Source organism: Flavonifractor sp. (assembly GCF_019422385.1).
GTDB lineage: Bacteria > Bacillota > Clostridia > Oscillospirales > Oscillospiraceae > Flavonifractor > Flavonifractor avistercoris.
On record NZ_JAHZDL010000027.1, the window covers coordinates 1 to 26,059 of the forward strand.

Sequence of the window (26,059 nt, forward strand, 5' to 3'; positions counted from 1 at the left end):
CTCAAAAAAGCCCGGAATATCAAGGAAAATCATCGCTCAGACGATTGAAATACGGCCTGAAAGCCGCAAGACGTGCCCCCCAGTTCTCCAAGCGCTGATCTATCTGCCGGATTTATCAAAATGCCGCCCATATGGGCGGCATTTTGCTTGCGCTCTTTAGGGGCCCCATCGCAGATGGGGCGGCGTACTGCGCCCGCAGGCGCATCTCGGAGCGCAGCCGCCGCTTGCGGCGGCTCCTGCCGCGCAGGCCTTCCCAGGCTGTAGATAAACCCTTCAGCCGAAGGATTCGGAGGGAGGGATAGTGTGAAAGGGAACCGTCAGGGTTCCCTTTTGCGTTGGATCAAATAACTTTTTGAAACTTTTTTGAAGTTTCAAAAAGTTCGTCAGCGTGTCGAAAAGATTTTTTCGACACGCTGAGAAGGCCCGCGGCTATGCCGCGGGCCTTCCTGTTTTATTTCCCCTCCTTGTCCCGGACAAAGAAGTAGGTGGCGTTGGGCTGGCTGCCCTGGCGCACATCCACCTCGAACCGGGGCAGGGCCTTCACCAGCTTGCTCAGCTTGGAGAAACCGAAGTTTCGGGGGTCGAAGTCCCGCTTCTTGCGCACCAGCAGGTTGGCCACCTCCCCCAGCTGGGCGTAGCCATCCTCGTCGGCCATCATCTCCACCGAGTCGGCGATGAGGGTGACGATGTCCTGGGGCACCCGGCTGGCGGGCTCCGGCTCGGGCTGGGGGGCGGGGGGCTCCCCCGTCTTTTTCTTGGCGGCCTTCTTGGGCTTGGGGGCCTGGGCCGCCGCCCGGGCCGCCTCCTCCGCCCGGGCCTGCTCGGCGGCGGAGCGGATGACCTCGATATACACGAACTTGTCGCAGGCCACGATGAAGGGGTTGGGGGTCTTTTTCTCCCCCATGCCGTACACCTTCTTCCCCGCCTCCCGCAGGCGGATGGCCAGGCGGGTGAAGTCGCTGTCACTGGACACCAGCACGAAGCCGTCCACCTGCCCGCCGTAGAGGATGTCCATGGCGTCGATGATCATGGCCGAGTCGGTGGAGTTCTTGCCGGTGGTGTAGCTGTACTGCTGCACCGGGGTGATGGCGTTCTCCAGCAGCAGGGGCTTCCAGGAGGCCAGGTTGGGGGTAGTCCAGTCCCCGTAGATGCGCTTGATGGTGGGGGTGCCGTAGACGGCGATCTCCGCCATCACATCCCCCAGAGCGGAGCGGGGTGCGTTGTCCGCGTCGATGAGCACCGCCAGGCGGAGATCCATTTCTTCCGACATAGGAGCCTCTCCTTCTTAAAGTACAAAGTGGTAGAACCGCAGCATCTCGTACCAGTTGTCCGTGCCGAAGGATATGGTCTTGTCGTCCTCCAGCGCCGCGCCGGGGTAGAAGCTGCGGCGGTAGGCATCCTTGTGCTCCCGGTAGCGGATGGTGGTGGCAAAATAGGCGGGCATGGGCACCCGGCAGGCGTCCGCCCGGGCCACGGCCTCCTGGGCGCCGGCCCGGATGTCCTCCACCGCCGCCTGGGGGTGCATGGCCAGCACGCCGCCGCCCCGGCCCTCGTTCACCGCCACGGTGACGATGTTGGGGATCAGATTGCGGGCGAAACCACACAGGGCCGCGTCCCCGGACAGGAAGGGCACCGGCACGCCGCAGTACCCGGCGGTGTAGGCGTTGATGAGGAACTCGCTGGCGGGCATCTGGTTCAGGGTTACCTGGTCACACTGGGTGGTCATGGTGTGGGACAGGGGGTTGCCACCGCAGGCTGCCCAGGCGTGGTAGCCGGTAAAGAGCACCGCGCCGAACTGTCCGACGTCCAGCCCCGCCATCATGGAGAGGGGATCGCCGGTCCAGCCCCGGAAGAGCCGGGCCTGCCGGGGCAGCCTGCTCCCGTCCAGGTTGCGGGCGGAGTCGTGGGCGTCCTTCACCACGATCTCCTCCGCCCCGGCGGCCACGGCGCCCTCACAGGCGGCGGCCACTTCGGCGGTCATCTGGGCGGCGAAGGGGCGGTAGTCGTCCATGGTGGCCCGCTCGGTCTCCGCCCAGTCGGCGATGCCGCAGGTGCCCTCAATGTCGGCGCTGAGATAGACTCTCATGCCCGCCCCTCCCTTCTGCGGACGATGTCCTCCACCTGGTGGAGCTGCTCCACCGTGTTGACCCCCAGCATCTCCTCCGGGGTGCAGGTGGGGCAGGCCCCCACCTTTCCGCCCCTGGACAGGATGTAGGACGGCGCGTCGGTGAGGTAGTACTCCCCCTGGGCGTTATTGGGCTGGAGCTGGTCGATGGCCTCCCACAGGGGGCCGGCCTCAAAGACGTACACGCCCACGTTCAGCTCCCGGATGGCCTTCTCCTCCGGGGTGCAGTCCTTGTCCTCCACGATGTGGGAGAAGGCCCCGTCGGCCTTGCGCACGATGCGGCCGTAGGGCAGCTCCTCGTCTGACACGGCGGACAGGAGGGTGCAGGCGTTGCCCTCTTTTCGATGGGTGGCGATCAGGGACTCATAGGTCTCCCGCCGCAACAGGGGCATGTCGCCGTAGCACACCAGGACGCTGCCGGTAAAGCCCGCCAGGGCCTCCCGGGCGCACTGGACCGCGTGGCCGGTGCCCCGCTGGGGCTCCTGCACGGCGTGGAGATAGTCGGGGTAGGCGGCCGTCACCTTCTCCCGCTCGTAGCCCACCACCAGCACGATGTCCTCCCGGGGCAGGAAGGACAGCTCGGAGAGCACATAGTCCAGCAGGGCCCTCCCCCTCGCCTGCCGCAGCACCTTGGGGAGATCCACCCCCTCCGTGCGCAGGCGGGTGCCCTTCCCCGCCGCCAGAACCACCGCTTTGATGCCTGTCTCCATGGAATTCATCCTCTTTTCTTCCGGTTCTTCCGGATTGCTGATACAATGAGTATACCATAATTCCCGGGGCCGTGACAATGCGGCCGGATATTTTTTCTCCGGCGGCGCAGCATCTGGCCCCGCCAAAGCGTTTATAGGGGTGAAAGGGGGCGGAGAGATGACAGACCCCGACCAGCTGGAAGAAGTGATCGCCGCATATGAAAATACTCTGTACCGCGCCGCCCTGGCCGTCCTGGGGGACGCCCACGAGGCGGAGGACGCGGTGCAGGACGCCTTCCTGCGCTATCTGGAAAAGGCCCCGGACTTTCCGGACGCCGCCCGGGAGCGGGCCTGGCTGCTGAAGGTGACCGTCAACGGCTGCAAGAGCCGCCTGCGGTCCCCCTGGCGGCGGCGCACCGCCCCTCTGCTGGACACCTACCCCGCCGCCGACCGGGAGGAGCGGGCGCTGCTGGAGGCCGTTCAGGCCCTGCCGCCCAAGGACCGGGCGGTGATCCACCTGTACTACTACGAGGGCTATCAGACCGCCGAGATCGCCGCCATGACCGGCCAGCGGGAGGGCACCGTCCGCTCCCGCCTGTCCCGGGCCAGGGACAAGCTGCGCAGGCTGCTGAAAGGAGAACTGGAATGAACCGCTATCGCGCCTACATGAACCGCATCCACGCCCCGTCCGGCCTGCGGCACCGGGTGCTGGAGTCGGCGGAGCGGGGGCAGCGCCCCCGCCGCCCTGCCCGCCGATGGATCGGGGCCGGGACCCTGGCCGCCTGCTTCGCCCTGGCCTTCTTCGGCGGATGGCAGGCGTGGCAGTACGCCGCACATTATCAGCCCGATCCCACCGCCGGGGTGGCCGACCCGCCCGCTGTGATCACCCCCGCCCCGGCGGAGACGGAGCACACTCTGGTGGTGGGCGACCCCTTTAACGGCCAGCACCACGGCTTTTTTGCCGTGCCGGCGCTGGAGTTTGCCGACTGCACCGGCTGTACTCCTTACCTGATCGACTGGGACTGGACCGGGGGCGCTTTTGAGGAAGCAATGACCGCCCAGGAGATCATCACCGCCCTGGGGGGCACGGACGAGGTGCCCTGGTCGCTGTTATGGTCGGGCTTCGGCCTGGACGGCACGGCCTGGTACGGCGGCGAGAACCTCGACGGGGAACAGGTCCTTATGGCCTCTATCACCGGCGTCAACGGGGACACCTCCTTCACCCTGGAGCTCACCCCCGGACAGCTCCCTCCCGGCGGCGAGGGGTACGCAGAGGCCGCCGTCCAGGACTATGACGGCGTGGCCGTCACCGCCTGGTACACCCGTCCTGACGGGGACGGCGGGTCGAACTACACCTACTGCGTGGAGCTCCTGAGCGGGGACATGGGTGTGCGCTTTACCTGCGACAGCCCCGACCAGGAGACCGCCAGCTGGCTGTCCTGTGTGCTGGTGCGGTATGCCGCCCAGGCGGACGGCGGCTTTACCACGGAGCACCTGACTGCCATCCCGATTCCGGGCCGGGAGCTGTCTCTGGAGGAGGCCCGGGAGGAGCACCTGGGGGCCTGGCTGCCCGCGGATTCCGCCATTCCAGACGGCTTTACCTTCGGAACCGCCACCCGGTATGAGGTACAAAATCTGGACAGTCTGTCCGCTATCTGGGAGGGGGACGGCGCCCTGATGCTCCGGGTGACTGTATACCGCTCCGAAGCCGTGGTTGCCCCCGAGGCCGATCTGACCATCGATCAGGTGACCACCGACACCCTGCGGGAGCTGGGGGAGAAGAATCCGTCCTATACCGGGAAGATCGGCGGCTGGCGGTGGTATTCCTTCGTGGTGGACTGGGGGGATGGGATTATGGTGGAGTATTCCCTCTGGGGCCTCACCGTAACGGAGGCTCTTGCCCTGATCCACTCCGCCCAGGCCTATGTTGAACCTGTGGAAGAGTCTGAGGACAGCGGGGTCACCCTCCCCGTCCCCATCCCCGATCCCTCCCCCTGGCAGGTGGTCCCGCTGGAATAAAATTGCGGGATTTTGTATACTTACCCAATCTTTTCTCCATCCACGCAAAAAGATACAGCAACATTTTCCCTTGACGGCCGCCGCAAAATCCGCCTATAATTTTTGGCAAGAACCAATTGTCGCGGATTTACCCGCTGCAATGATAGAGGTCGCGGAATCGCAAGAGTATCCGGCACTACCCTGCAAAGGGGCAGAGCACCCCGCCGGAGAAAGGGCCCTTCCGCCGAAGGGCCGGTCCCCTGCCTGGGGGGCCGGTTGCCTGGGACGTTGGGATAACATCTCACGGACTGCCACATATCGACTGTGTGGAGCGCTATCATTGGTCAAGGGCCTATGCCGCCGACTCTGGTTTTGCACGTCCATTTTCGGGACCGGTGGCGCCGCCGGGTCCTGGCCTTGGCCTGTGCGGAATCCGGGGCGGCTGTCCACTGCTCTTTACCGCCATGAACGCTTCCACCAGGAAGGTTCATGGCGTTTTTTTCGCCCATTTTGCCGGAAAAAACGCCAATCAACTAGACTGGAGGAAAGTAACATGAACAGAAACACACTTGCTGCACTGTCCCTTACCGCCGCCCTGACCCTCTCCCTGGCCGCCTGCGGCGGCGGGACCACCGGCACCGCCGAAACCCCCGCCCCCGAGAGCACCGCCCCTGTCACCGAATCCGCCGCCCCGGCGGAAACCGAGACCAGCGCCGTCCCCAGCGGCGTGGAGGATGGGGTGCTCACCGTTGGCATGGAGTGCGCCTACGCCCCCTATAACTGGACCCAAGCCGACGACTCCAACGGCGCGGTGCCCATCTCCAACGTGCCCGGCTCCTACGCCAACGGCTACGACGTGATGATCGCCCAGCGCATCTGCGAGGCCAACGGCTGGGAGCTGGAGGTGGTCGCCACCGCCTGGGACTCCCTGATCCCCGCCCTCCAGGCCGGCACCCTGGACGCCATCATCGCCGGCCAGTCCATGACCGAGGAGCGGATGGAGCAGGTGGATATGGCCGGCCCGTATTATTACGCCACCTTCGTGTGCGTCACCAAGGCCGACAGCCCCCTGGCCTCCGCCCAGGGCCTCAGCGACCTCACCGGCACCGCCACCGCCCAGTCCGGTACCGACTGGTATGAGTTCTGCCTGCCCCAGATTGAGGGGGCGGAGATCCAGTCCGCCGCCGAGACCGCCCCGGCCATGATCATGGCGGTGGAGAGCGGCACCGTGGACTTCATCTGCACCGACATGCCCACCGCCATGGGCGCGGTGGCCACCTATGACGACCTGGTGATCCTGGACTTCTCCGACAACCCGGAGGACGACTTCCAGTTCGCCAGCGAGGCGGAGCGGGCCTCCCACATCAACATCGGCATGTCCGTCCAGAAGGGCAACACCGTCCTGCTGGAGGCCATGAACGACGTGCTCTCCACCATGACCGAGGACGACTTCACCGAGCTGATGAACCAGGCCGTCAGCGTCCAGCCCGAGATCTGAGCGGAACAAAACGCCCCGTGGGGGCAGAAAGGAGCGGCGCCTATGGAACGCCTCATCGAACTGTGCAGCGACATGGCCCGTCTGTGGGAGGCCTACGGCCCCCGCTATCTGGCCGGCGTCCAGAACACCCTGATCCTGGCCCTGGCAGCCACCGCCATCGGCTGCATCATCGGCCTCATCTGCGGCATTCTCAACACCATTCCCTATACCAGACAGGATCCCCTGCCCAAGCGGTTCCTGCTGAAGCTGATCCGGGTGCTGGTCCGGATCTATGTGGAGGTCTTTCGGGGCACCCCCATGATGCTCCAGGCCGTGTTCATCTACTACGGCCTGCCCTACTTCACCTATAACTCGGTGCAGTTCTCCGGCTACTCCGGCATCTGGGCCGCCTCCATCCTCATCGTGTCCATCAACACCGGCGCCTACATGGCCGAGTCGGTGCGGGGGGGCATCCTCTCCATCGACCCTGGCCAGACCGAGGGGGCCCGCGCCATCGGCATGACCCACGTACAGACCATGACGGGCGTGATCCTCCCACAGGCCCTGCGCAACATCATGCCCCAGATCGGCAACAACTTCATCATCAATATCAAGGACACCTCGGTCATGTTCATCATCGGTTTTACCGAGTTTTTCGCCCAGCACCGGAACATTGTGGGGGTCAACAACCTGTACTTCCCCTCTGCCGCCATCGAGATGATCGGCTACCTGACCATGACCCTCATCGCCTCCTTCCTGCTGCGGCTGGTGGAGCGGCTGATGGACGGCGCCAGCGACTATCAGCTGGTACAGGCCGACGCTCTGACCATGACCGCCGGCACCTACCGTCTGCCCCGCAGGGGGCGGGCCCGTGCGGTACTGAATCGGAATCTTCAGCCGAGGGGGGAGCGTTAACATGAATCAGCAGCCTATTCTGGAGGTCCAGCACCTCTCCAAGTCCTTCGGCAGCCATGAGGTGCTGCGGGACATCGACTTCACCGTCCGCCCCGGCGACGTGACCAGCATCATCGGCGCCTCCGGCTCCGGCAAGTCCACTCTTCTGCGGTGTATCAACCTGCTGGAGACCCCCAGCCGGGGGGCCGTCCGCTTCCACGGGGAGGACGTGGCCGGCCGCGGGGTGGCCCCCTCCGCCTACCGGGCCAAGGTGGGCATGGTGTTCCAGTCCTTCAATCTGTTTAACAACATGAACGTGCTGGAGAACTGCATGGCCGGGCCGGTAAAGGTCCTCCGCCAGAGCAGGGAGGAGGCCAGGAGAAAGGCCCTGCGCTATCTGGAGCAGGTGGGCATGGCCCCCTACATCAAGGCCAGGCCCCGGCAGCTCTCCGGCGGCCAGAAGCAGCGGGTGGCCATCGCCCGGGCCCTGGCCATGGAGCCGGAGGTGCTCCTGTTCGACGAGCCCACCTCCGCCCTGGATCCGGAGATGGTGGGGGAGGTGCTCTCCGTCATGAAGGAGCTGGCCGCCAGCGGCATGACCATGCTGGTGGTCACCCACGAGATGGCCTTCGCCCGGGACGTGAGCCGCCATGTGGTGTTCATGTCCGACGGGGTGATCTGTGAGGAGGGGGACCCGGCGGAGCTCTTCGCCTACCCCCGCCAGCCCCGCACCCGGGAGTTCCTGGCCCGGTTCATGGCCAGCTGAGCGGACCATTCTCACCACAAAACAGACAGCGCCTGTTCCCATGGAACAGGCGCTGAGACTGTCGATAAACCCTCCAGCCAAAGGATTCGGAGGGAAGGATAGTGTGAAAGGGAACCGTCAGGGTTCCCTTTCGCGTTTGATCAAACAACTTTTTGAAACTTTGGTGAAGTTTCAAAAAGTTCAGCAGCCTGTCGAAAAGACTTTTTCGACAGGCTGAGCGCCTGTTCCATGGGAACAGGCGCTGTTTTTTCATCCCGGCGGCGGGACGCGGGGACACTATCGGCCCGCGAAGGTGATGGCCTGGGCGTGGGCGTCCACCACTGCGGGCACCCCGAAGGGGATGATGCACCTGGGGGTGGCGTGGCCCACGTTCAGGTTCCAGAGAATGGGCAGGGACGGGTCGTCCACCACCTCCAGAAGGATTCTCCGATACTCCTCCGCATAAATCTCGTCCATGGGCTTTCCCACCAGGATGCCGGACAGGACGCTGAAAGTGCCGGTGTCCTTCAGCGCCTCCACCATCCGGCGGCACTTCTCCGGTGGGGGCCGCTCCTCGCTGGTCTCCAGCAGGAGGAGCTTCCCCCTCCAGTCCTCCAGGGAGGGGAACAGTCCGTACCGCTGGCATACCGCCACAGAATCCGCATATCTTCCGTTGTCAAACAGGTCGTAGAGGGTGTCGAGACAGCCGCCCAGGATCTCCCCGGAAAAGACGGGCGGCCCCTGCAGGAGCTGGAAGCCCCCATTCGGATGGGCGGGCATGGTGGTCCCCAGGGCAGCCTGGCTGAAGTCCCTCCGCGCCTCATACCACACGTCGCTGGGACGGATCTGGCGGATGGCGCCGGTCTCCAGCAGCTCCTCCAGGCAGCGCCGGGTGTAGGGCAGCATCTCCCGGTCCGGCTCGCAGACATCCGGCAGGAACGCCTGCCCGTAAAAGGTGCTCAGCCCCACCTTGTGCAGCATCAGGTGGTTGACTGTGGTATCGGAGAAGCCCAGGAAGATCTTCTCTGTTACGGCCTCCGCCAGCTCGTTGTGGTCAAACAGCCAAGGCAGCAGACGGTAGGTGTCGTCTCCGCCGGTGGAACAGAGAATCATGTCCACCTCCGGCTCCCGGAAGGCCCACAGCAGATCTGCCGCCCGCGCCTCCGGGTGCCGGCTCAGGTAGTCCCGCCCCCGCAGGGCGTTGGGCGAAAACCGCACCTCCAGGCCATAGCCTCTCAGCCGCCCCAGCCCCAGCTCCAGCTCATGCCGGATGAACGGCTCCCCCAGCATGCCGCTGGAGAGGCTCACGATTGCGACGGTTTTGACCCGTATTTTCTTCACTTCCTTTCACAGACGTCGGCCTTTTACACAGGGGGTCTGCTGTAGCAGCGGCCGATCTCGAACTTGCCGGTGCTCAGGTTGTCGCGGGCCAGATCCCTGGCGTTCCAGTCGTTGAAGTGCCACCACTCCGACTCCAGCGGGCTCATGCCCGCGCCGGTGAAGTAGCCCCGCAGGGCGATGGCCGGGTCGTTCATGGTGTCGGCGAGGGTGTCGCTCCCCGGCGCCAGGGTGGAGGCGGCGGCCATGCTCAGCTCGTGGATGGCGGTGGGCATATCGTACTCGATGAAGTCGGTGACCGCCAGGTACTCCCGACCACCGGTGGTGCGCACCTCGGTCTGTTTCACCTTCACCAGGCTCACGTCCACAGCGAAGCCCCGCTGGTGGTTGGAGTAGCCGGTGTTGATGAAGTAGGTCATGCTCCAGGGCGGGGTGGTGATCCCCGCCTTTACCTCCGGATCCTCCTCCGCCAGGGCGGTGAGGCCGTCAATCACCGCCAGCTGGGTGGAGCGGGGGCGAAAGGCCTCGTAGAGCTTGAGACAGTTGCCCTGGGCCAGGGCGGCGTGCTGGGCGGCGCACACCCTTTTGGCGGCGGCGTACAGCATGGGCATCATGAACTCCTCCCGATCCAGCCGGGGGTTGTAGGCGGCCCCGGGATAAAAGCGCTCCCCGGTGACGCCGGGGATCTCCTTCCCCGAGCTGACGTAGACCGCTCCATAGGAATTCACCGCGTCGTAGAGCATGGACGGGATCACGTCTGGCAGGTTGATCAGGCAGTAGCGGTGATCCACCCACCCGACCCCTGCGGCGGCCTCCACCCTCCACCAGTGGCCCTGCTCGGAGAGGATGGTGAAGCCCTCCCCCGGCTCCAGCACGTCCAGGGCCCCTGCAAAGGGATCCGGGGAGGGCGTGGGCTCCGGCGTCGGTGTGGGCGCTGGCGTTGGAGTTGGAGCTGGGGTGGGGGTAGGGATTGGCGAAGGGGTGGAGCTCGGTGTGGACGATGGCGTGGGGGCGGGCGAAGCCGCCGGGGCCGCGCTCTCCGGGCTTCCGCTCTCCGGGGGGAGGGGCTCCGTCTCCCCCGCCGCCGGGGCGCTCTCGGCCGGCTGGGCAGTCTCCTCCGCCGGCGCGGCGGACAGGGTGGGCACAGGGGCCGGCGTGGGCACGGCGGGGACGGGCGTGGGGCGGGGCGCGGCCGCGGGGGGGGGCGTCGCCGCAGGTGGGGGGGTGGGGTCGGGCTGGGGCTCCGGCCACAGGCCCAGATCCACCGAGGCGTAGCCGGTGGCCCCGTTCACCGGCAGCTCCAGCCCCGCCGCCGTCAGCTCCGGCAGCTCCCGATCCAGCGTGTGATCCGCGTCCCACACCGCCGCCTCCGGGGTGGGCGACGGGGTGGGGGTCGGGTCAGGGGTGGGGCTGCTCTCCGGCGTGGGGGTGACGGCGGAGGTGGGCTCCGGCGCGGGGGAGCCGGAGGGCTCCGGCTCCCGGCTGCCGCAGGAAGCCAGGGCCAGCAGCAGCGCCAGGGCGCAGCACAGGGACAGCACTCGTTTCATGGCGGACGGATTCTCCTCCTCAAAATGTCGGCGCGGCGTCTCTATGCCAGCTCCAGCACCCGGCTCACCACCTGGGCGGCCTCGGCCCGGGTGGCGGAGGCGTTGGGGGACAGGCGGCCGCCGCTGCCGCCGAACAGGCCGGCGGCGGTGGTGCGGGCGGCGGCCTCCAGGGCCCAGAGGGCGATGTCGCCGTCGTCGTCAAAGCCCAGGCCGTTGGCCTCGGGCAGCTCCACAAAGTTGTCCACCAGCACCATCATGTCCTGGCGGGTGAGGGCGGAGTCGGGGTTGAAGCGGCCGTACTGGTCGCCCTCCACCAATCCCAGGGCGGCGGCCTCCTCGATGTACGCCTGGGCCCAGTGGTCGTCGATATCGGCGAACGGGGGCTCCGGCTCGGGGGCAGGCTGCTCCGGCTCCCCGGCGGTATCCTCCGGCGGGGCGGTCTCCGCGGGCTGGGCGCTCTCCTCTGGCCCGGGCAGCGGGGGCAGCTGGCCGTCCGCCGCCAGGGCGCTGTACAGCATGGCGGTGAACTCCGCCCGGGTGACGGCCTGGTCGGGGCGGAACTGCTCCCCGCTGGGGTGGAGCTCCGCCCCAAGCGCGTCCAGCTCCTCCACCGCCTGCCACGACCAGTGGAAGGCGGTGTCGATGTAGGGGGCGTCGGTGGCCAGCTTGGCAAAGCCGTAGTCCAGCAGGGCGGTGCTGTCGGTGTGGCGGGTGGTGTTGTTGTCCGAGTGCATCACCACACTGATGATGCGCCGCCCGTCCCGCTTGGCGGTGGCGCTGAGACAGTAGCCGGCGGATGTGATGGTGCCGGTCTTGAAGCCGTCGGCCCCCTCATACTCGAAGGCCAGGCCGGGCAGCAGCTGGTTGGTGTTGGGGTAGGTCGTCCCGTTGAAGGTGACAGAGGTGGCGGAGGTGTAGTCCAGGATCTGGGGGAAGCGGCGGATAAACTCCCGCACCAGAATGGCCTGGGAGCGGGCGGTGAGGTAGTGGACGTGGGCCCCGTGGCAGTTCCGGTACTGGGCGGTCATGCCCAGGCGCTGGGCGGTGGCGTTCATCCGCTGGACAAAGGCCGCCTCGGTGCCGGAGATGTACTCGGCCATGGCCACGCAGCTGGCGGAGGCCGACGGGATCAGGATCAGCCTGAGCAGGGTGTCCACCGTCAGGCTGCCGCCGTAGGGCAGGGGCACGGCGGTGGGATAGCTGGCCTGGTTGCGGGAGATCTGGGCGGCGAAATTGCTGATGGGCACCAGAGTGTCCAGGGTCAGATTACCGGCCTCCAGCTCCTCGAAGATGATGTAGGCGGTCATCACCTTGGTCATGGAGGCGGGGACGCGCATGGTGTCCGCGTCCTTTTCATACAGGGTCTCGCCGGTGTCGTAGTCGATGACGATGGCACTGTCGGCGGCGATGCGGGGCTCGGCGGGCTGAGATGCGGCGGAGGCCGCGGGCAGCAGGCCCGTCAGGAGTGCCAGGATCAGCAGCAGGGCGGTGAGGCGAGGGGCGTGCTTCATACGGGACAACTCCTTCTCTCAAAAAATATCTCTCTGTATTATGCCACATCCGCCCTTCTTTGTCAATTTTTCACAACTCATTACTGGCTGTACAGAGAAATTTTTGTCTCTTTTTCTCCTGCCGGTGCCAGATGCCGCCGCCGGAGCGTATTTTAGCAGGAAGGGACCATTCCGAAGCATCTTTTCAAGCAATGAGCGGATGTGTTACCGACCTGCGGCACACAGTATCTGCGTCTGTCAGTTAAAGATATGAATATTTTGCAGGATGAGCCCTGTAAAAAGCGGCCGCCTCATATGAGGCGGCCACAAATGTGTTGTGAATCACGATTCAACTTGATATGTCATGTCAGAAAAAGGCGCCCCAGATCAGGAAGCCTCCGCAGGCCACCAGGCCGGTGAAGATAGTGACAATCACCAGGTAGCCCATGATGTTGCGGGCGGACAGGCCGGCGATGCCCAGAGCAGGCAGCGCCCAGAAGGGCTGGATCATGTTGGTCCACTGGTCGCCCCAGGCGATGGCCATGGCGGCCCGGCCGTACTCGATGCCCATCTCGGTGGCGGCGGGCATGACGATGGGGGCCTGCACGGCCCACTGGCCGCCGCCGGAGGGCACGAAGAAGTTGATCAGGCCGGCGGACAGGAAGGTGAGCACGGGGAAGGTGATGTCGTTGGAGATGTTGGTGAAGAAGTTAGCGATGATGCCGGCCAGAGACACGCTGGTCTCAGGGTTTTGGGCCACCATCAGGCCCATGATGCCGGCATAAAAGGGGAACTGGAGCAGGATGCCGGCGGCACCGGAGGCGGCGTCAGCAATGGCATCCACGTACTTGCGCAGGTCGCCGTGGAGCAGGATGCCCAGAAACAGGAAGATCATATTGACGATGTTCAGATCCAGGTTAAAGCCCTTCTGAACAAAGTAGTACACGATGTAGGCGAAGCCCAGCACCAGGGTGATCACCCACAGGATGCGGCTGTGCTCCATCTTGTCGGCGGGAGTCTCAATCTTGTACAGCTTCTCCTCTTCCTCCGCCAGCAGAGCGGGATCCACCGCGATGGTGTGGGCGGCGTCAGGATGCATGGCGTAGTTGACCAGGGGCATGAGGAGCAGGATCACAATGACCATGCCCAGGTTGACCGGGTGGAAAATGGTATCCATAGTGCCGGCGTAGTAGTTCACACCCAGAATGTCAGTGCCGCCCTGGGCTCCGATCTGCAGGGGGATGGAGCCGGACAGGCCCGCGTGCCAGATCACGAAGCCGGAGTAGGCGGAGGCGATCAGCAGGGGGTAGTCCACGTCCTCCACACGGCGGGCCACCTCTTTGGCCAGCAAGGCGCCGGCGATCAGGCCGAAGCCCCAGTTGAGCCAGCAGCAGATGGTGGATACGAAGGTGGTCACCAAAATGGCGCTTTTCTTGTCGCGGGCCAGGGTGGCGATGGCGGCCAGGGCCCGCTTACAGGCCTTGGCGGATGCCATGGCAGAACCCAGCACCAGAACCAGGGCCATCTGCATGGAGAAGGACAGCAGACCCCAGAAGCCGTCAGAGGAATCCCCTCCCTGGCCGCCCCAGGCCCATACCAGTTCCAGCGGCCCCTGCTGGGTGCCGATCATGGCGCCGATGAAGACTACCGCGGTCAGGATGACGGCGAACAGGAACGGATCCGGAAGCCATCGGTTCACAACCCGGACACACCCATTGGTAAAGCGTTTGAACATAGATATCTCTCCCTTATTTTTTCACAACACGGTTGCATTATACTTATAAACCGCATTAATATCAATATAATCTTTGGCATTTGTGGGAGAAATTAGTATATTTATTCATTTTTGATATTGCATTAGAAAAATCGATCGTCCGCTCCCTCCGGAATCTCCAGAACCAATGACTTTTAGCAGGGAAACCATCCGCCTTCCCTAATCCCCCGCTCCATGAAATTCCCCGCCGCATCAGCGGTGGGGAATTTTGCGCGGTTTTTCTAAAATTTCAGTTGTAAGTCGGTTTGATTTAATGTATAATGAACAACAGCAGTCCTGCTGATCGTTTCGGGCTTGTTTGAAAATTGGCAATGTGCCCAGCGGCGAGGGGTTTTGGGCCGCTGGCAAGCAGTTTTTTCGCAGGAATCCTGACGGATTTCAAGAGAAAATTGCGCCGTCCAGAGGACAAAAGGCCCGTCGATTGGGCATGTTGATATGTTTCAAATAAGACCTGGGGCCGCTGCTGACGATCTCAAATGTAAGGAGAGGAAACAAAGTTATGAGCTATTCCGTACAAAATATCCGCAACGTCTGCCTGCTGGGCCACGGCGGGAACGGCAAGACCTCCCTGGCCGAGAGCATGCTGTATTTGACCGGTGGCACCGTCCGGCTGGGCAACCCCGTGGACGGCAACACCGTTTGTGATTACGATCCCGAGGAGACCCGCCGTCAGATTTCCATCTCCACCGCGGTGGCCCCCATTGAGTATAACGGCTGTAAGATCAACGTGCTGGACACCCCGGGCTACTTCGACTTCGTGGGCGAGGTGATCGAGGCCCTCCAGGTGTCCGACGCGGCCATCATCGTCTGCTCCGCCAAGGCGGGCATGAGCGTGGGCGCCGAGAAGGCGTGGAAGCTGTGCGAGCAGCGCAAGCTGCCCCGGCTGCTCTATATCTCCAAGACCGACGAGGACAACTCCGACTACAACGCCGCCTTTGAGACCCTGCGGGAGCGGTTCGGCAAGAACATCGCCCCCGTGGTGGCCCCCATCTGGGACGCGGACAAGAAGGTCATCGGCTTCATTGACGTGCTCCACAAGCGGGCCTTCGAGGCCGGCCCCAAGGGCGAGCGCATCGAGATCGACGTGCCCGACGACAAGAAGCCCGTGCTGGACGAGCTGTACGACGCCCTGAAGGAGTCCGTGGCCGAGACCAGCGAGGAGCTGATGGACAAGTACTTCTCCGGCGAGGACTTCACCTACGCCGAGATGATCCAGGGCCTGCGGGCCGGCGTGAAGGATCTGTCCCTGTTCCCCGTGGTGTGCGGCTCCGCCGTCACCGGCCTGGGCACCCGCATGCTGCTGGACATCATTGTGGAGCTGCTCCCCTCCCCCCTGGAGGGCCGGCCCCTCATGGGCGAGAACGAGAAGGGCGAGCTGGACGAGTTCGTGCCCTTCCCCGGCGCCCTGCCCGTGGCCTACGTGTGGAAGACCGTCTCCGACCAGTACGGCAAGTACTCCTATGTGAAGGTCATGTCGGGCAACATCAAGCCGGATATGCAGATGATCAACGCCCGCACCGGCGCCACCGAGAAGCTGGGCCGCCTGTACGTCATGAAGGGCAAGAAGGCCGAGGAGGTCAAGGAGCTGGAGTGCGGCGACATCGGCGCCATCGGCAAGATGGACAAGGTGAAGACCGGCGACTCCCTGTCCGACCCCCGCAAGGTGGTCAAGCTGGAGGCCATCCCCTTCCCCGAGCCCTGCTACTCCGTGGCCATCACCCCCAAGACCAAGGGCCAGGAGGACAAGATCGCCGCCGGCCTCACCCGCCTGAATGAGGAGGATCTGACCTTCAACTGGGTCAACAACGCTGAGACCCACCAGATGGTGGTCTCCGGCACCGGCGACATGCAGATGGACGTGATCCTCTCCCGCCTGAAGAGCCGCTTCGGCGTGGACGCGGAGCTCTCCGAGCCCCGTGTGGCCTACCGGGAGAAGATCCGCAAGAAGGTGGAGGTGCAGGGCCGCCACAAGAAGCAGACCGGCGGCCACGGCCAGTTCGGCGACGTGTGGATGCGCTTCGAGCCCGGCGACACCGAGGAGCTCCAGTTCTGCGAGGAGGTCGTGGGCGGCGCCGTGCCCAAGAACTACTTCCCCGCCGTGGAGAAGGGCATGCGGGAGGCCGTGCAGCACGGCGTGCTGGCCGGCTACCCGGTGGTGTACCTGAAGGCCACCCTGTTCGACGGCTCCTACCACCCGGTGGACTCCTCCGAAATGGCGTTCAAGACCGCCGTGCAGCTGGCCTACAAGGCCGGTATGCCCCAGGCCAGCCCCGTGCTGCTGGAGCCCATCGGCGAACTGAAGGTCACCATCCCCGACAGTTACATGGGCGACGTCATCGGCGATCTGAACAAGCGCCGGGGCCGTGTCATGGGCATGAACCCCGACGGCGAGGGCAACCAGATCGTGGAGGCCGAGGTGCCCATGGCCGAGATGGGCCGCTACGCCATCGACCTGCGCTCCATGACCCAGGGCCGCGGCTCCTTCACCTTCCACTTCGTCCGCTACGAGGACGCGCCGCCCGCCGCCCAGGAGAAAGCGATTGAAGCGGCCAAAGCCATGCAGGACGAGGCCGACTAACCAAATACGCACAAGGGCCGGGCTGTTTTCAGCCCGGCCCGTTCTTTCCCGGCGGCAGTCGGCGTGTCCTCGGGGGCCCATTCAATGGGGCCCCCACACAAGCCCAGCACAGCGGGTTGTGTGGGGAGAGGAGGAGCAAGGAAGCGTGTTTCATTTCCGCCTGTCGGTGGAAATGAAACAAAGCGGACTTTGCGACGACGCGGCGATGCAGGACGAGGCCGACTAACCCAATACGCACCGGGGCCGGGCTGTTTTCAGCCCGGCCCTTGCATGTACCCGTATCTGTTTACTTATTGTGCTCCTTGGCCGCGCGGACGAAGTCCCGGAAGAGGGGGTGGGCCCGGTTGGGCCTGCTCTTGAACTCCGGGTGGAACTGGACGCCCACGAACCAGGGGTGCTCCGGCAGATCCACAATCTCCACCAGCCGGCCGTCGGGGGACAGGCCCGCCAGGCGGAGGCCCGCGGCCTCCAGGGTCTCCCGGTACTGGTTGTTGAACTCGTAGCGGTGGCGGTGGCGCTCGGAGATCTCCGGCCCGCCGTAGGCGGCAGCCACCGGGCCCTCGGCCTCGGTGATGCGGCAGGGATAGGCCCCCAGGCGCATGGTGCCCCCCTTGGCAGTGACATCCCGCTGGTCGGGCATCAGGTCGATCACCGGATAGGGGGTGTCGGCCAGTTCGCTGGAGTGGGCGCCGGCCAGCCCCGCCCCGTGGCGGGCGAACTCCACCACCGCCATCTGCATGCCCAGGCAGACGCCGAAGAAGGGCACCCGGTTCTCCCGGGCCCAGCGGATGGCGGAGATCATGCCCTCCACCCCACGGCCGCCGAAGCCGCCGGGGACGATCACGCCGCCGCAGCCGGACAGGATCTCCCCGGCGTTGTCGTCGGTGAGCTGCTCCGAGTCCACCCAGCGGATGTCCACCTGCACCCGGTTGGCGATGCCGCCGTGGGTCAGGGCCTCCACCACCGACAGGTAGGCGTCGTGGAGCCCCACGTACTTGCCCACCAGGGCGATCTCCACCCGCCCCTCCGGGTGTTTGGCCCGGTGAACCATGGTGGCCCATTCCGTCAGGTCGGGGGCGTGGCAGATCAGCCCCAGCCGCCGCACCACCGCGTCGGCCAGGCCCGCCTTCTCCAGCAGGAGGGGCACCTCGTAGAGGATGGAGGCGGTGAGGTTGGGGATGGCACACTCCCGGGGGATGTTGCAGAACAGGGCGATCTTGTCCAGGATCTCGCCGGGCACCGGGGCGTCGGAGCGGCAGAGGATCACGTCGGGCTGGATGCCCAGGCTTAAAAGCTCCTTGGCCGAGTGCTGGGTGGGCTTGCTCTTCAGCTCCCCGGAGCCGGGGATGGCCACGATGAGGGACACGTGGACGAACATGACGTTGTGGCGGCCCCGCTCGGCGGCCACCTGGCGGATGGCCTCCAGGAAGGGCTGGGACTCGATGTCGCCCACGGTGCCGCCGATCTCCACAATGGCCACGTCGGTGTCCTCGGTATCCAGCTGGTAGATGTTCCGCTTGATCTCGCCGGTGATGTGGGGGATGATCTGCACCGTGCCCCCCAGGTAGTCCCCCGCCCGCTCCCGGTTGAGCACGTTCCAGTACACCCGGCCGGAGGACACGGAGGAGTGGACGGTGAGATTCTCGTCAATGAACCGCTCGTAGTGGCCCAGATCCAGGTCGGTCTCCGCCCCGTCGTCGGTGACGAACACCTCCCCGTGCTGATAGGGGTTCATGGTGCCCGGATCCACGTTCAGATAGGGATCCAGCTTCTGTACCTTCACCTTCAGGCCCCGCTGCTTGAGCAGGCGGCCCAGGGACGCCGCCGCGATGCCCTTGCCCAGGCCGGACACCACGCCGCCGGTGACGAAAATAAACTTTGCCATACGGATACCTCCCATTTTCGGACGCCCTTGTCCCGGAGCCCCCTTGCCCCGTTTTCTAAAATCAAATCCGACTTATTGTACCCCTCTGTCCCCGCCCCGTCAAGGCATTTTGCAAGCAGCACGCTCAATTCCTGCATATTGCACAAAAGGCCCGTCCGCAGACGCGGACGGGCCTTTGGGTCACTTGTGGTAGAGCTTGTTGGTCTCATACTGGGGCTCGCAGGTGAGGCGGAGCCCCAGGCGGCTGTAGGTGCCGGTATCCGCCGGGGAGAGGATCACGGTGGAGTGGGCCTCACACCCCCGCAGGGTGGAGAGCTGCTCCAGGGCCCGGCGTGCCAGGGGGTTGGTGGTGGCGGAGATGGCCAGGGCGATGAGGATCTCGTCGGAGTGGAGCCGGGGGTTGACGGAGCCCAAGTGGTTGACCTTCACGGCCTGGATGGGCTCGATGGCCTCCCGGGAGATGAGATGGTGCTCATGGTCGATGCCCGCCAGGCGCTTGAGGGCGTTGAGCAGGGTGGAGGAGGAGGCGCCCATGAGATCGGTGGTCTTTCCGGTGACCACCTCTCCGTCGGGCAGCTCGATGGCGCCGGCGGGCTTGCCGGTCTCCTCGGCCACCTGGGCGGCGGCGGCCACCACCGGGCGGATGGACACGTCCACGTGGGCCTGCTGCATCACCAGCTCCAGCTTGTTCACCAGCTCGTCGTCGGCGGCGCCCATGCGGCGGTCGCACAGGGCGGTATAGTACCGGCGGACGATCTCCTGCCGGGCGGCGGCGCACACCGCCTCGTCGTCCACGATGCAGTTGCCCGCCATGTTCACCCCCATGTCGGTGGGGGACTTGTAGGGGCACTCCCCCATGATCTTCTCAAACATGGCGGAGAGCACCGGGAAGATCTCCACGTCCCGGTTGTAGTTCACCGTGGTCTCCCCATAGGCGGCCAGATGGAAGGGGTCGATCATGTTCACGTCCCCCAGATCGGCGGTGGCGGCCTCGTAGGCCAGGTTCACCGGGTGCTGGAGGGGCAGGTTCCAGATGGGGAAGGTCTCAAACTTGGCGTAGCCCGCCTTCACCCCCCGCTTGTACTCGTGGTAGAGCTGAGACAGGCAGACGGCCATCTTGCCGCTGCCCGGGCCGGGGGCGGTGACCACCACCAGGGGGCGGCTGGTCTCGATATAGTCGTTTTTGCCGTAGCCCTCGTCGCTGACGATGAGGCTTGTATTGTGGGGGTAGCCGGCGATGGGGTAATGCCGGCAGGTTTTGACCCCCAGGCTCTCCATCCGGCGCTGGAAGGCGTCGGCGGCGGGCTGGCCGGCGTACTGGGTGACCACCACGCCGCCCACCAGCAGGCCCTCCCCCCGGAAGGCGTCGATCAGGCGGAGCACATCCACATCGTAGGTGATGCCCAGGTCGCCCCGGATCTTGTTTTTTTCGATGTCGCTGGCACAGATGGCGATGACGATCTCCACCGAGTCCCGCAGCTCCTTGAGCATGCGGATCTTGCTGTCCGGCTCGAACCCGGGCAGCACCCGGGAGGCGTGGTAGTCGTCAAAAAGCTTGCCGCCGAATTCCAGATAGAGCTTGTTGCCGAACTGGCCGATGCGCTCCCGGATATGGGCGGACTGGAGCTCCAGGTATTTCTGATTGTCAAAGCCGATCCTGTCCATGCTTTCCTTCCTCTCCTGTGGCAAATTCACTCAAGGGATATTCTACCACATTCCGGCCCGCCCTCAAAGGCTTTTTTCCCATTTTGGCAAATTTCACGGCGTCCCTTGACAGAGATGTCCTACAGGTGTAGGATCTTCTTGTAGATGCGACAACTGTAGGAGGGGTTCTCATGAAGCTGAGCGACAAGGAGTGGCGGGTGCTGGACGCCCTGTGGGCCGCCGGGGACGACGGGCTGTCCCTGGGGGCGGCGGTGGACGCCCTGCGGCCGTCCACCGGCTGGAGCCGCAGCACCGTGCTCACCTACCTCACCCGCATGGAGGCCAAGGGCCTGGTCACCATCGACAAAGGCGCCTCCCCCCACCGCTACCGCCCGGCGGTGCGCCGGGAGGACTGGGCCGCCGCCGAGCGGCAGGGCCTGCTGGATCGGGTATACCAGGGCTCGGCGGGCAAGCTGGTGGCCGCCTTTGTGCGGGACGGCGCCCTCACCGCCCAGGAGCGGGAGGAGCTGCGCCGTCTGCTGGACGAGATGGAGGTGTGAGGCGTGGACAACCTCTGGTCGTTTCTCTATCAGACCCTGGCCGTGTCGGTGGCGGCGGCGGTGCTGCTGATTGCCAAGCGGCTCTTTCTGGACAAGCTCTCCCCCCGGTGGCAGTATGGGGTGTGGGCCATCCTGGCCCTGCGGGCCCTGGTGCCCGCCGGCCTGCTGGGCCGCACCCTGGTGCCCGGTGGACAGGTGGTTCTGGAGGCGGCCCGGATGGCCGCGGAGGGGCGCCTCTCCTCCGCCCTCACCGACCTCTATACCCCGGCGGCGGTGACGGCCCCGGTGCCCCTGTTCCCCCGCAGCCTGCCCGCGCCGGGGAGCGTCACCGATGTGCTTTTTTATCTCTACGCCGCCGGGGTGCTTCTGCTGGCCCTGTGGTTTTTCCTGTCCTATCTCCGCCTGCGCGCCGCCCTCCGGCGGGGCGCGGCCCCCGCGCCGGAGACACTGGGGCAGGTGGAGGGGGTGGCGGCCCGGTACGGGCTGAAGGCCCCACGGCGGGTGGTGGTGCTGCCAGGGCTGGAGAGCGCCTTCGTGTGCGGCCCCCTGGCTCCGGTGCTGGTGCTCCCCGACCGGGCGGTGGACGACAAGGTGCTCCTCCACGAGCTGCTCCACCTGAAATACAGCGACGTGTGGGCCGGGGTGGGGGTGTGCGCCCTCCGGTGCCTGCACTGGTGCAACCCCCTGGTGTGGATCTGCTGCGACCGGATGCAGAACGACTGTGAAGCCCTGTGCGACCAGCGGGTGCTGGAGCGGCTGGAGGGGGAGGAGCGGCGGGCCTACGGCGTGATCCTCCTGTCCATGGCCGACGACCGGCACGCCCGCGCCCCCGGCACCTCCTCCATGGCCAACGGCGGGCAGAACATCAAGCGGCGCATCGCCGCCATCGCCCGGTTCAAGCGCTACCCCTCCGGCATGGCCCTGGCCTCCGTGGGGGTGGCGGTGGTGCTGGCCGTCACCTGCCTGGGGGGCGTCAGCGGCGCGGTGGAGGTGCCCGGCGGGACCGACCGGGGCGCGCTCGCCCTGGCCCGGGCCCAGCTCAACCGGCCCACCACCGTGGCCGGGGCTCTGGACACCTACACCAAGGCCATTCTGTGCGACAGCCCGGTCTACCTCTCCATGGTGCTGCCGGAGGGGGTGCGGGAACATGCCTGGCAGACCGGACTGGCCCCATACGAGGAGGTGGAGCTGGAGGCCTCCCCCTTCTGGGAGCTGGGCTACACCTGGAGCCGCCCCGCCTGGCAGGCGGATTGGTCGGTGGTGAACCTCCTGTCCGACGGGGCGGGCGGCTATACGGGGACGCTCTTTTTTCTGCCCCTGTCAGAGGATGCCACCTTCGGTATGGTCTATCAGACGATAGTGGTGAGGCCCGACGGAGAATCCTGGACGGTGGAGCCCCTGTCCGAACTGGAGATCTGGCGGAGCTCTCCAGTTTCGGAATTTCTCTGCCACAACCCGGCGGCCCCATATACCACCTACGCGGCGGAAACGGTGGATCTCCGGATCGAAGTGGAAGTCCAGCTGCAGCTGGGGATTGACCGAACCGTCTCCACCGCCAGATCCGAACTTGCCACCTGGCTCTCATCCAACTGGCTGGAGCCGCTGCCCCGGCTCCACACCGGCTTCACCATAGTTTGGGACGGCTATGGCCTCCGCGTCACGCGCAAGGACACCGGGGAGGCCGTGGATCTCCCGGTGAGGCTGGTTCCCATGGCACAGCCCGCCGACCCGGCGCAGGCTCTGCTGGAGGCCCGTTGTCAATATACCCTGGTCCCCGGCGGACTGGATGAGGATCCTCTCCTGGAGCGCTCCGGCACCTATGACAGTGACGGCACAGGCCAAGTGGCCATGCCCGCCGCCCTGGCCCTGGAGTTCACCTACAACGGCCAGGCCTACACCTGCACCGCCTATCCCCAGGAGGTGACGCCGTGAACAACCAAAATATCCGCCATGCCCTGAGCCGGATCGCCTGGGCCTATCTGCTTATCCTTCTGAATTTCCGCATCAATGGCGGCCTGGATCTGCTGCCGGATTGGGTGGGCTATCTGCTTATTTTCATCGCCATCGGCATGCTGGCCGGGGAGCTGCGGGATCTCCCCCTGTTGAAGCCCTTCTGCGTCCTGCTGGGGGCGGCGTCCCTGGTGGATTGGCTGGCCCTCCCCCTCTCCGGCTCCGAGCTCACCGGCCGGTTCTTTCTGCTCTCCGCCCTGGTCGCCTGCGTGGCCCTCTACTTCCACTTCCAGCTGCTCACCGACCTGGCCCTGCTGGCCGACGGGCCGGGAAATACCCCGGTGCTGGCCTGCCGCCTGCGGCTGTGCCGCAATATCGACGCGGTGCTGCAGATCGCGGTCACCCTGTTGTCAATTCTTCCCCTGCCGGCGGAGGAGGCATGGGTGCAGCTGCCGGCCGTCCTGCTGCTCCTGTCCTGGCTGGGGACGCGGGTGGTGATCGCCGTCAGCCTCTTTGTCCTGCGGGGCTTCTTCCCTCTGGAGGAGACGTGACGGCTTTGTCCGGAAGCGTCACCCTAATCAAAATGCCGCCCGTACGGGCGGCATTTTGATTAGGCCGGGTTTCCCTTGACAAAATAATTAGACAGTTGTAAAATGGAAACAGAAATAAGACGAATGTCTAATTGGAGGGATGACCATGGACGTGCTGGAGCGGCTGCCCGATGCGGAGCTGGAGGTCATGCAGGCCCTGTGGGCGCAGAAGGCCTACCCCGCCTCCTCCGGCGAGCTGATGGAGGCCCTGGCGGGGAAGCGCTGGCGGATGCCCACCCTGCTCAAACTGCTCTCCCGGCTGGAGGAGCGGGGCTTTGTCCGCCGGGACAAGGACGGGCGGAGCAACCTCTACACCCCGCTGGTGCGCCGGGAGGACTATCTGGCCGCAGAGAGCCGGGAATTTCTCCAAAAGCTCCACGGCGGCTCCCTGCCCAGCCTGGTGGCCGCGCTGATGGACAGCAAGGCCATCTCACAGAAGGATCTGGCGGAGCTGGAGGAAATTCTGAGGGGAGGGGACGGCGGTGCGTGACTTCCTGTTTTCCCTGTTTGAGGTGAGCCTCACCATGGGGGCGGTGGCCGCCCTGCTGCTGGCCCTCTCCCCGGTGTGGAAGCGCCGCTTCCGGCCCCAGTGGCGGTACTGGGCCTGGCTGCTGGTGGCCCTGCGGCTGGCGGTGCCCCTCAACATTCCCCTGCCCCGGGCCCCGGTGACGCTGGAGGCTCCCGCCCCGGTGGAGCTGTCCGCCGCCTGGGTGGACGAGGGGGCGGAGGGCTTCCAGGGGGTGGAGTTCGCCGCCCACCCGGCGGAGGGGGCGTCAAATGGCGGCCAAGCCGGTATGGCCCAGGCGGAAGCGCCTGCCCCCGGTTTCTCCCTCACCCTGGCGGAGCTGGCCTTTTGCGTGTGGTGCGCCGGGGCCGCCGGGGTGCTGGCGGTCCAGCTGACCCGGTACGCCGCCTTCCGGCGGCACACCCGCCGGTGGAGTGCCCCGGCGGGGGAGTATGAGGGCATCCCGGTGAAGAGCTGCGCCCTCCTGTCCGCCCCGGTGCTGGTGGGGCTGATGCGGCCCCGCATCCTGCTGCCCGAGGGCCTGACGGGGGAGAAGCGGGCCTACGCCCTGGCCCACGAGGCCGCCCACGCCAAACGCCGCGACCTGTGGTACAAGGCCCTGCTGCTGTGGGTGTGCGCCCTCCACTGGTTCAACCCCATGGTGTGGGCCCTCCGCCGCTCGGCGGAGCGGGACGTGGAGATCTGCTGCGACGCCGCCGCCCTGGCCGGAAGGGACGAGGGCTGGCGGCAGGGCTACGGCGCGGCCCTGCTGTCCTTCGTGTCCGCCCGGCCGGCGGCGCCGCTGACCAGCCAGTTCGCCGGCGGCGTCCGGGGTCTCAAGGAGCGGTTCCGGGCCCTGGCATCCGCCGCGCCCGCCCGGCGGGGGCGGCTCGCCCTGGTGTTGGTGCTGTGCGCCGCCCTGCTGGGGGGCTCCCTGGTGGCCTGCCGGCAGAGCGAGACCCCGGAGGAGACCACGCCGCCCACAGGCACGCCGCTGGGGGAGGTCATCGGCCCTGACGAGCTGGCCGACGGCACCTACTGGGCCACCCTGCCCACCATGAACTGGTGGGCGGCCGGTGAGGACGGCTCGGAGCTGAGTTTGATCCTGGTGGAGCTGGATCCGGACACCATGACCATCACCGGCGGGGATCCCTATCAGGGGGATTCGGTGACCCTCCCGGTGGCGGAGGATGTGGAGCTGGGCAATCACGGGGACAACGGGCTCAGTGACTTTTTGATGTGGTCGATGCTCTCCTCCTATTACCCCATGGTGCTGGAGGTGGAGGTAACCGGCGGCGAGATCACCGCCATGACCTGGTACACCGCCAATTTGTCCACGGACTTGACGGAGCTCCAGGCCGTGATCCACGGTGTGGACCCGGAGGCGGGCACCCTCACCTACGCTGTGGATGACGGGAACGTGGGGGCGGACAGCAACTGGATCGAGGCGGCGGTGCTTGACGGCGCGGTGGATCTGGAGGCCCTGGCCCGGCAGATCGATCCCATGGGCAGCTGGGGCCTGAACTGCACCCTGACCGTCCGGGAGGACGGGCAGGTGGCGAAGATTCTGGCGCGAGGGCTGCCGGACGGCACCTATTACATCCGTTTTATTCAAGGCATTACGGCTGCGATGGGTGACGGTACCATCGCCGCTTTCAGCGCATACGCCTATCAGTTGGATACAGAAACACAGCGGATGAGCCGCAGCGAACAAGAGGTGGAGTTTTCCCTGCTGCAAATGGATGTCACCGGCGAATACGTTGGCTACCAATACAAGGAGGATGTGGCCCTGTTTCAGGCGGATGGCACGGCCTATCGCGGCAGCACGGACGAATTTCTGAAGGAGTACATGGCTGACATCGAAGCGGCCTATCCATCGGTGGCAAATATCGACCGGCCCACCCTTCAGCTCACAGTGGAGCTGGGCGTGGTCACCTCCATGACCCGCCTGCCCGCGCTGTAGGGGCGGATGCTATCCGCCCCTACAGGAGGGGGAACACGCTGCCCACGGCCAGCAGCTTCTCCCGCAGATCCGCCCGGAAATCCGGATCAGCCGGGTTGAGGCTGTTGATCACCACCCCGTCGCTGCCCACCTTTGCGGTGGAGTGGATATACCTGTCACCCCCCAGGCAGAGGGCGATGTGGCCGGGAAAGTAGAGCAGATCCCCCGGCCTGCGCGCCTCAAAGGGGATGGGTTTGGCGGGAAAGCCCTCCACCAGCCGGGCGTCCCGGTAGAGGGACACCCCGCAGAAGAACCAGGCCATGAAGGT

20 protein-coding genes, 1 pseudogene and 1 riboswitch are annotated in these 26,059 nt (G+C 65.6%); of the genes and pseudogenes, 11 read left to right on the forward strand and 10 right to left on the reverse strand.

All coding sequences use genetic code 11. The features are described 5' to 3' along the window. Positions 1–451: 451 nt before the first annotated feature. Genes QZ378_RS05435 through QZ378_RS05445 form a run of 3 tightly spaced genes read right to left on the reverse strand, consistent with a single transcriptional unit; the run spans position 452 to position 2,835 of the window. Positions 452–1,270, reverse strand: a complete 819-nt coding sequence (locus tag QZ378_RS05435) for an NYN domain-containing protein (protein WP_191380133.1) — start codon at positions 1,268–1,270, stop codon at positions 452–454. A 15-nt stretch (positions 1,271–1,285) separates the two neighbouring features. Next, positions 1,286–2,086, reverse strand: coding sequence for a M55 family metallopeptidase (locus tag QZ378_RS05440; protein WP_291257566.1), 801 nt, complete (start codon positions 2,084–2,086; stop codon positions 1,286–1,288). Further along, positions 2,083–2,835: an NTP transferase domain-containing protein gene (locus QZ378_RS05445; protein WP_291257567.1), complete on the reverse strand. Its 753-nt coding sequence runs from the start codon at positions 2,833–2,835 to the stop codon at positions 2,083–2,085. The genes QZ378_RS05440 and QZ378_RS05445 overlap by 4 nt, the downstream gene beginning before the upstream one ends. 157 nt (positions 2,836–2,992) lie before the next feature. Here QZ378_RS05445 and QZ378_RS05450 point away from each other — a divergent pair, with 157 nt between their 5' ends. The 5 genes from QZ378_RS05450 (at position 2,993) to QZ378_RS05470 (ending at position 7,949) form a co-directional block, all read left to right on the forward strand. After that, positions 2,993–3,463, forward strand: coding sequence for an RNA polymerase sigma factor (locus QZ378_RS05450; protein WP_291257568.1), 471 nt, complete (start codon positions 2,993–2,995; stop codon positions 3,461–3,463). Further along, on the forward strand, positions 3,460–4,833 hold the full coding sequence (locus QZ378_RS05455) for a hypothetical protein (RefSeq protein ID WP_291257569.1): 1,374 nt from the start codon (positions 3,460–3,462) through the stop codon (positions 4,831–4,833). Before QZ378_RS05450 ends, QZ378_RS05455 begins: the two co-directional genes overlap by 4 nt. 135 nt (positions 4,834–4,968) lie before the next feature. Further along, positions 4,969–5,157, forward strand: a riboswitch (Lysine riboswitch). Positions 5,158–5,365: 208 nt separating this feature from the next. Next, positions 5,366–6,310, forward strand: a complete 945-nt coding sequence (locus QZ378_RS05460; protein WP_291257570.1) for a transporter substrate-binding domain-containing protein — start codon at positions 5,366–5,368, stop codon at positions 6,308–6,310. A gap of 42 nt (positions 6,311–6,352) precedes the next feature. Next, positions 6,353–7,204, forward strand: coding sequence for an amino acid ABC transporter permease (locus QZ378_RS05465; protein WP_291257571.1), 852 nt, complete (start codon positions 6,353–6,355; stop codon positions 7,202–7,204). 1 nt (position 7,205) lies between these two features. Further along, a complete protein-coding gene (locus tag QZ378_RS05470; RefSeq protein ID WP_291257572.1) occupies positions 7,206–7,949 on the forward strand; it encodes an amino acid ABC transporter ATP-binding protein in 744 nt (247 codons plus the stop codon). 276 nt (positions 7,950–8,225) lie between these two features. On the opposite strand, the gene QZ378_RS05475 is transcribed toward QZ378_RS05470, so the two are convergent. The 4 genes from QZ378_RS05475 to QZ378_RS05490 form a co-directional block, all read right to left on the reverse strand. Further along, positions 8,226–9,269, reverse strand: coding sequence for a S66 peptidase family protein (locus QZ378_RS05475; protein ID WP_291257573.1), 1,044 nt, complete (start codon positions 9,267–9,269; stop codon positions 8,226–8,228). Between the two features lie 23 nt (positions 9,270–9,292). Continuing rightward, complete coding sequence (locus QZ378_RS05480) at positions 9,293–10,813, reverse strand: M15 family metallopeptidase (protein WP_291257574.1); 1,521 nt, start codon at positions 10,811–10,813, stop codon at positions 9,293–9,295. A 41-nt stretch (positions 10,814–10,854) separates the two neighbouring features. Then, positions 10,855–12,324 carry an S-layer homology domain-containing protein gene (locus tag QZ378_RS05485; protein ID WP_291257575.1) on the reverse strand — a complete coding sequence of 490 codons (1,470 nt, stop codon included), beginning with the start codon at positions 12,322–12,324 and terminating at the stop codon, positions 10,855–10,857. Positions 12,325–12,670: 346 nt separating this feature from the next. Continuing rightward, positions 12,671–14,038 (reverse strand): TIGR00366 family protein, encoded by a 1,368-nt coding sequence (locus QZ378_RS05490; RefSeq protein ID WP_191380123.1) that lies wholly within the window; start codon positions 14,036–14,038, stop codon positions 12,671–12,673. 538 nt (positions 14,039–14,576) lie between these two features. Here QZ378_RS05490 and QZ378_RS05495 point away from each other — a divergent pair. After that, entirely contained in the window at positions 14,577–16,655 is a 2,079-nt protein-coding gene (locus tag QZ378_RS05495) for an elongation factor G (RefSeq protein ID WP_191380122.1), read from the forward strand. Between the two features lie 286 nt (positions 16,656–16,941). Here the strand turns inward: QZ378_RS05495 and QZ378_RS05500 are convergent, their stop codons facing one another. Both QZ378_RS05500 and QZ378_RS05505 read right to left on the reverse strand, forming a co-directional pair. Beyond that, complete coding sequence (locus tag QZ378_RS05500) at positions 16,942–18,540, reverse strand: CTP synthase (RefSeq protein ID WP_291257576.1); 1,599 nt, start codon at positions 18,538–18,540, stop codon at positions 16,942–16,944. Positions 18,541–18,720: 180 nt separating this feature from the next. Continuing rightward, a complete protein-coding gene (locus tag QZ378_RS05505; RefSeq protein WP_191380120.1) occupies positions 18,721–20,205 on the reverse strand; it encodes a DUF1846 domain-containing protein in 1,485 nt (494 codons plus the stop codon). A gap of 170 nt (positions 20,206–20,375) precedes the next feature. On the opposite strand from QZ378_RS05505, the gene QZ378_RS05510 reads away from it, so the two are divergent. The 5 genes from QZ378_RS05510 to QZ378_RS05530 all read left to right on the forward strand — a co-directional run bounded on the left by QZ378_RS05510 (position 20,376) and on the right by QZ378_RS05530 (position 25,752). Next, positions 20,376–20,744 carry a BlaI/MecI/CopY family transcriptional regulator gene (locus tag QZ378_RS05510; RefSeq protein WP_087237513.1) on the forward strand — a complete coding sequence of 123 codons (369 nt, stop codon included), beginning with the start codon at positions 20,376–20,378 and terminating at the stop codon, positions 20,742–20,744. Positions 20,745–20,747: 3 nt separating this feature from the next. After that, positions 20,748–22,676 (forward strand): M56 family metallopeptidase, encoded by a 1,929-nt coding sequence (locus QZ378_RS05515; protein WP_291257577.1) that lies wholly within the window; start codon positions 20,748–20,750, stop codon positions 22,674–22,676. Then, positions 22,673–23,245 (forward strand): hypothetical protein, encoded by a 573-nt coding sequence (locus QZ378_RS05520; protein ID WP_291257578.1) that lies wholly within the window; start codon positions 22,673–22,675, stop codon positions 23,243–23,245. Before QZ378_RS05515 ends, QZ378_RS05520 begins: the two co-directional genes overlap by 4 nt. A gap of 145 nt (positions 23,246–23,390) precedes the next feature. Further along, a complete protein-coding gene (locus QZ378_RS05525; RefSeq protein WP_291257579.1) occupies positions 23,391–23,774 on the forward strand; it encodes a BlaI/MecI/CopY family transcriptional regulator in 384 nt (127 codons plus the stop codon). Beyond that, on the forward strand, positions 23,767–25,752 hold the full coding sequence (locus tag QZ378_RS05530) for a M56 family metallopeptidase (protein WP_291257580.1): 1,986 nt from the start codon (positions 23,767–23,769) through the stop codon (positions 25,750–25,752). Before QZ378_RS05525 ends, QZ378_RS05530 begins: the two co-directional genes overlap by 8 nt. A 19-nt stretch (positions 25,753–25,771) precedes the next feature. Here QZ378_RS05530 and QZ378_RS05535 read toward each other — a convergent pair. Further along, positions 25,772–26,059, reverse strand: a pseudogene (locus QZ378_RS05535) (NlpC/P60 family protein); the annotation flags it as partial.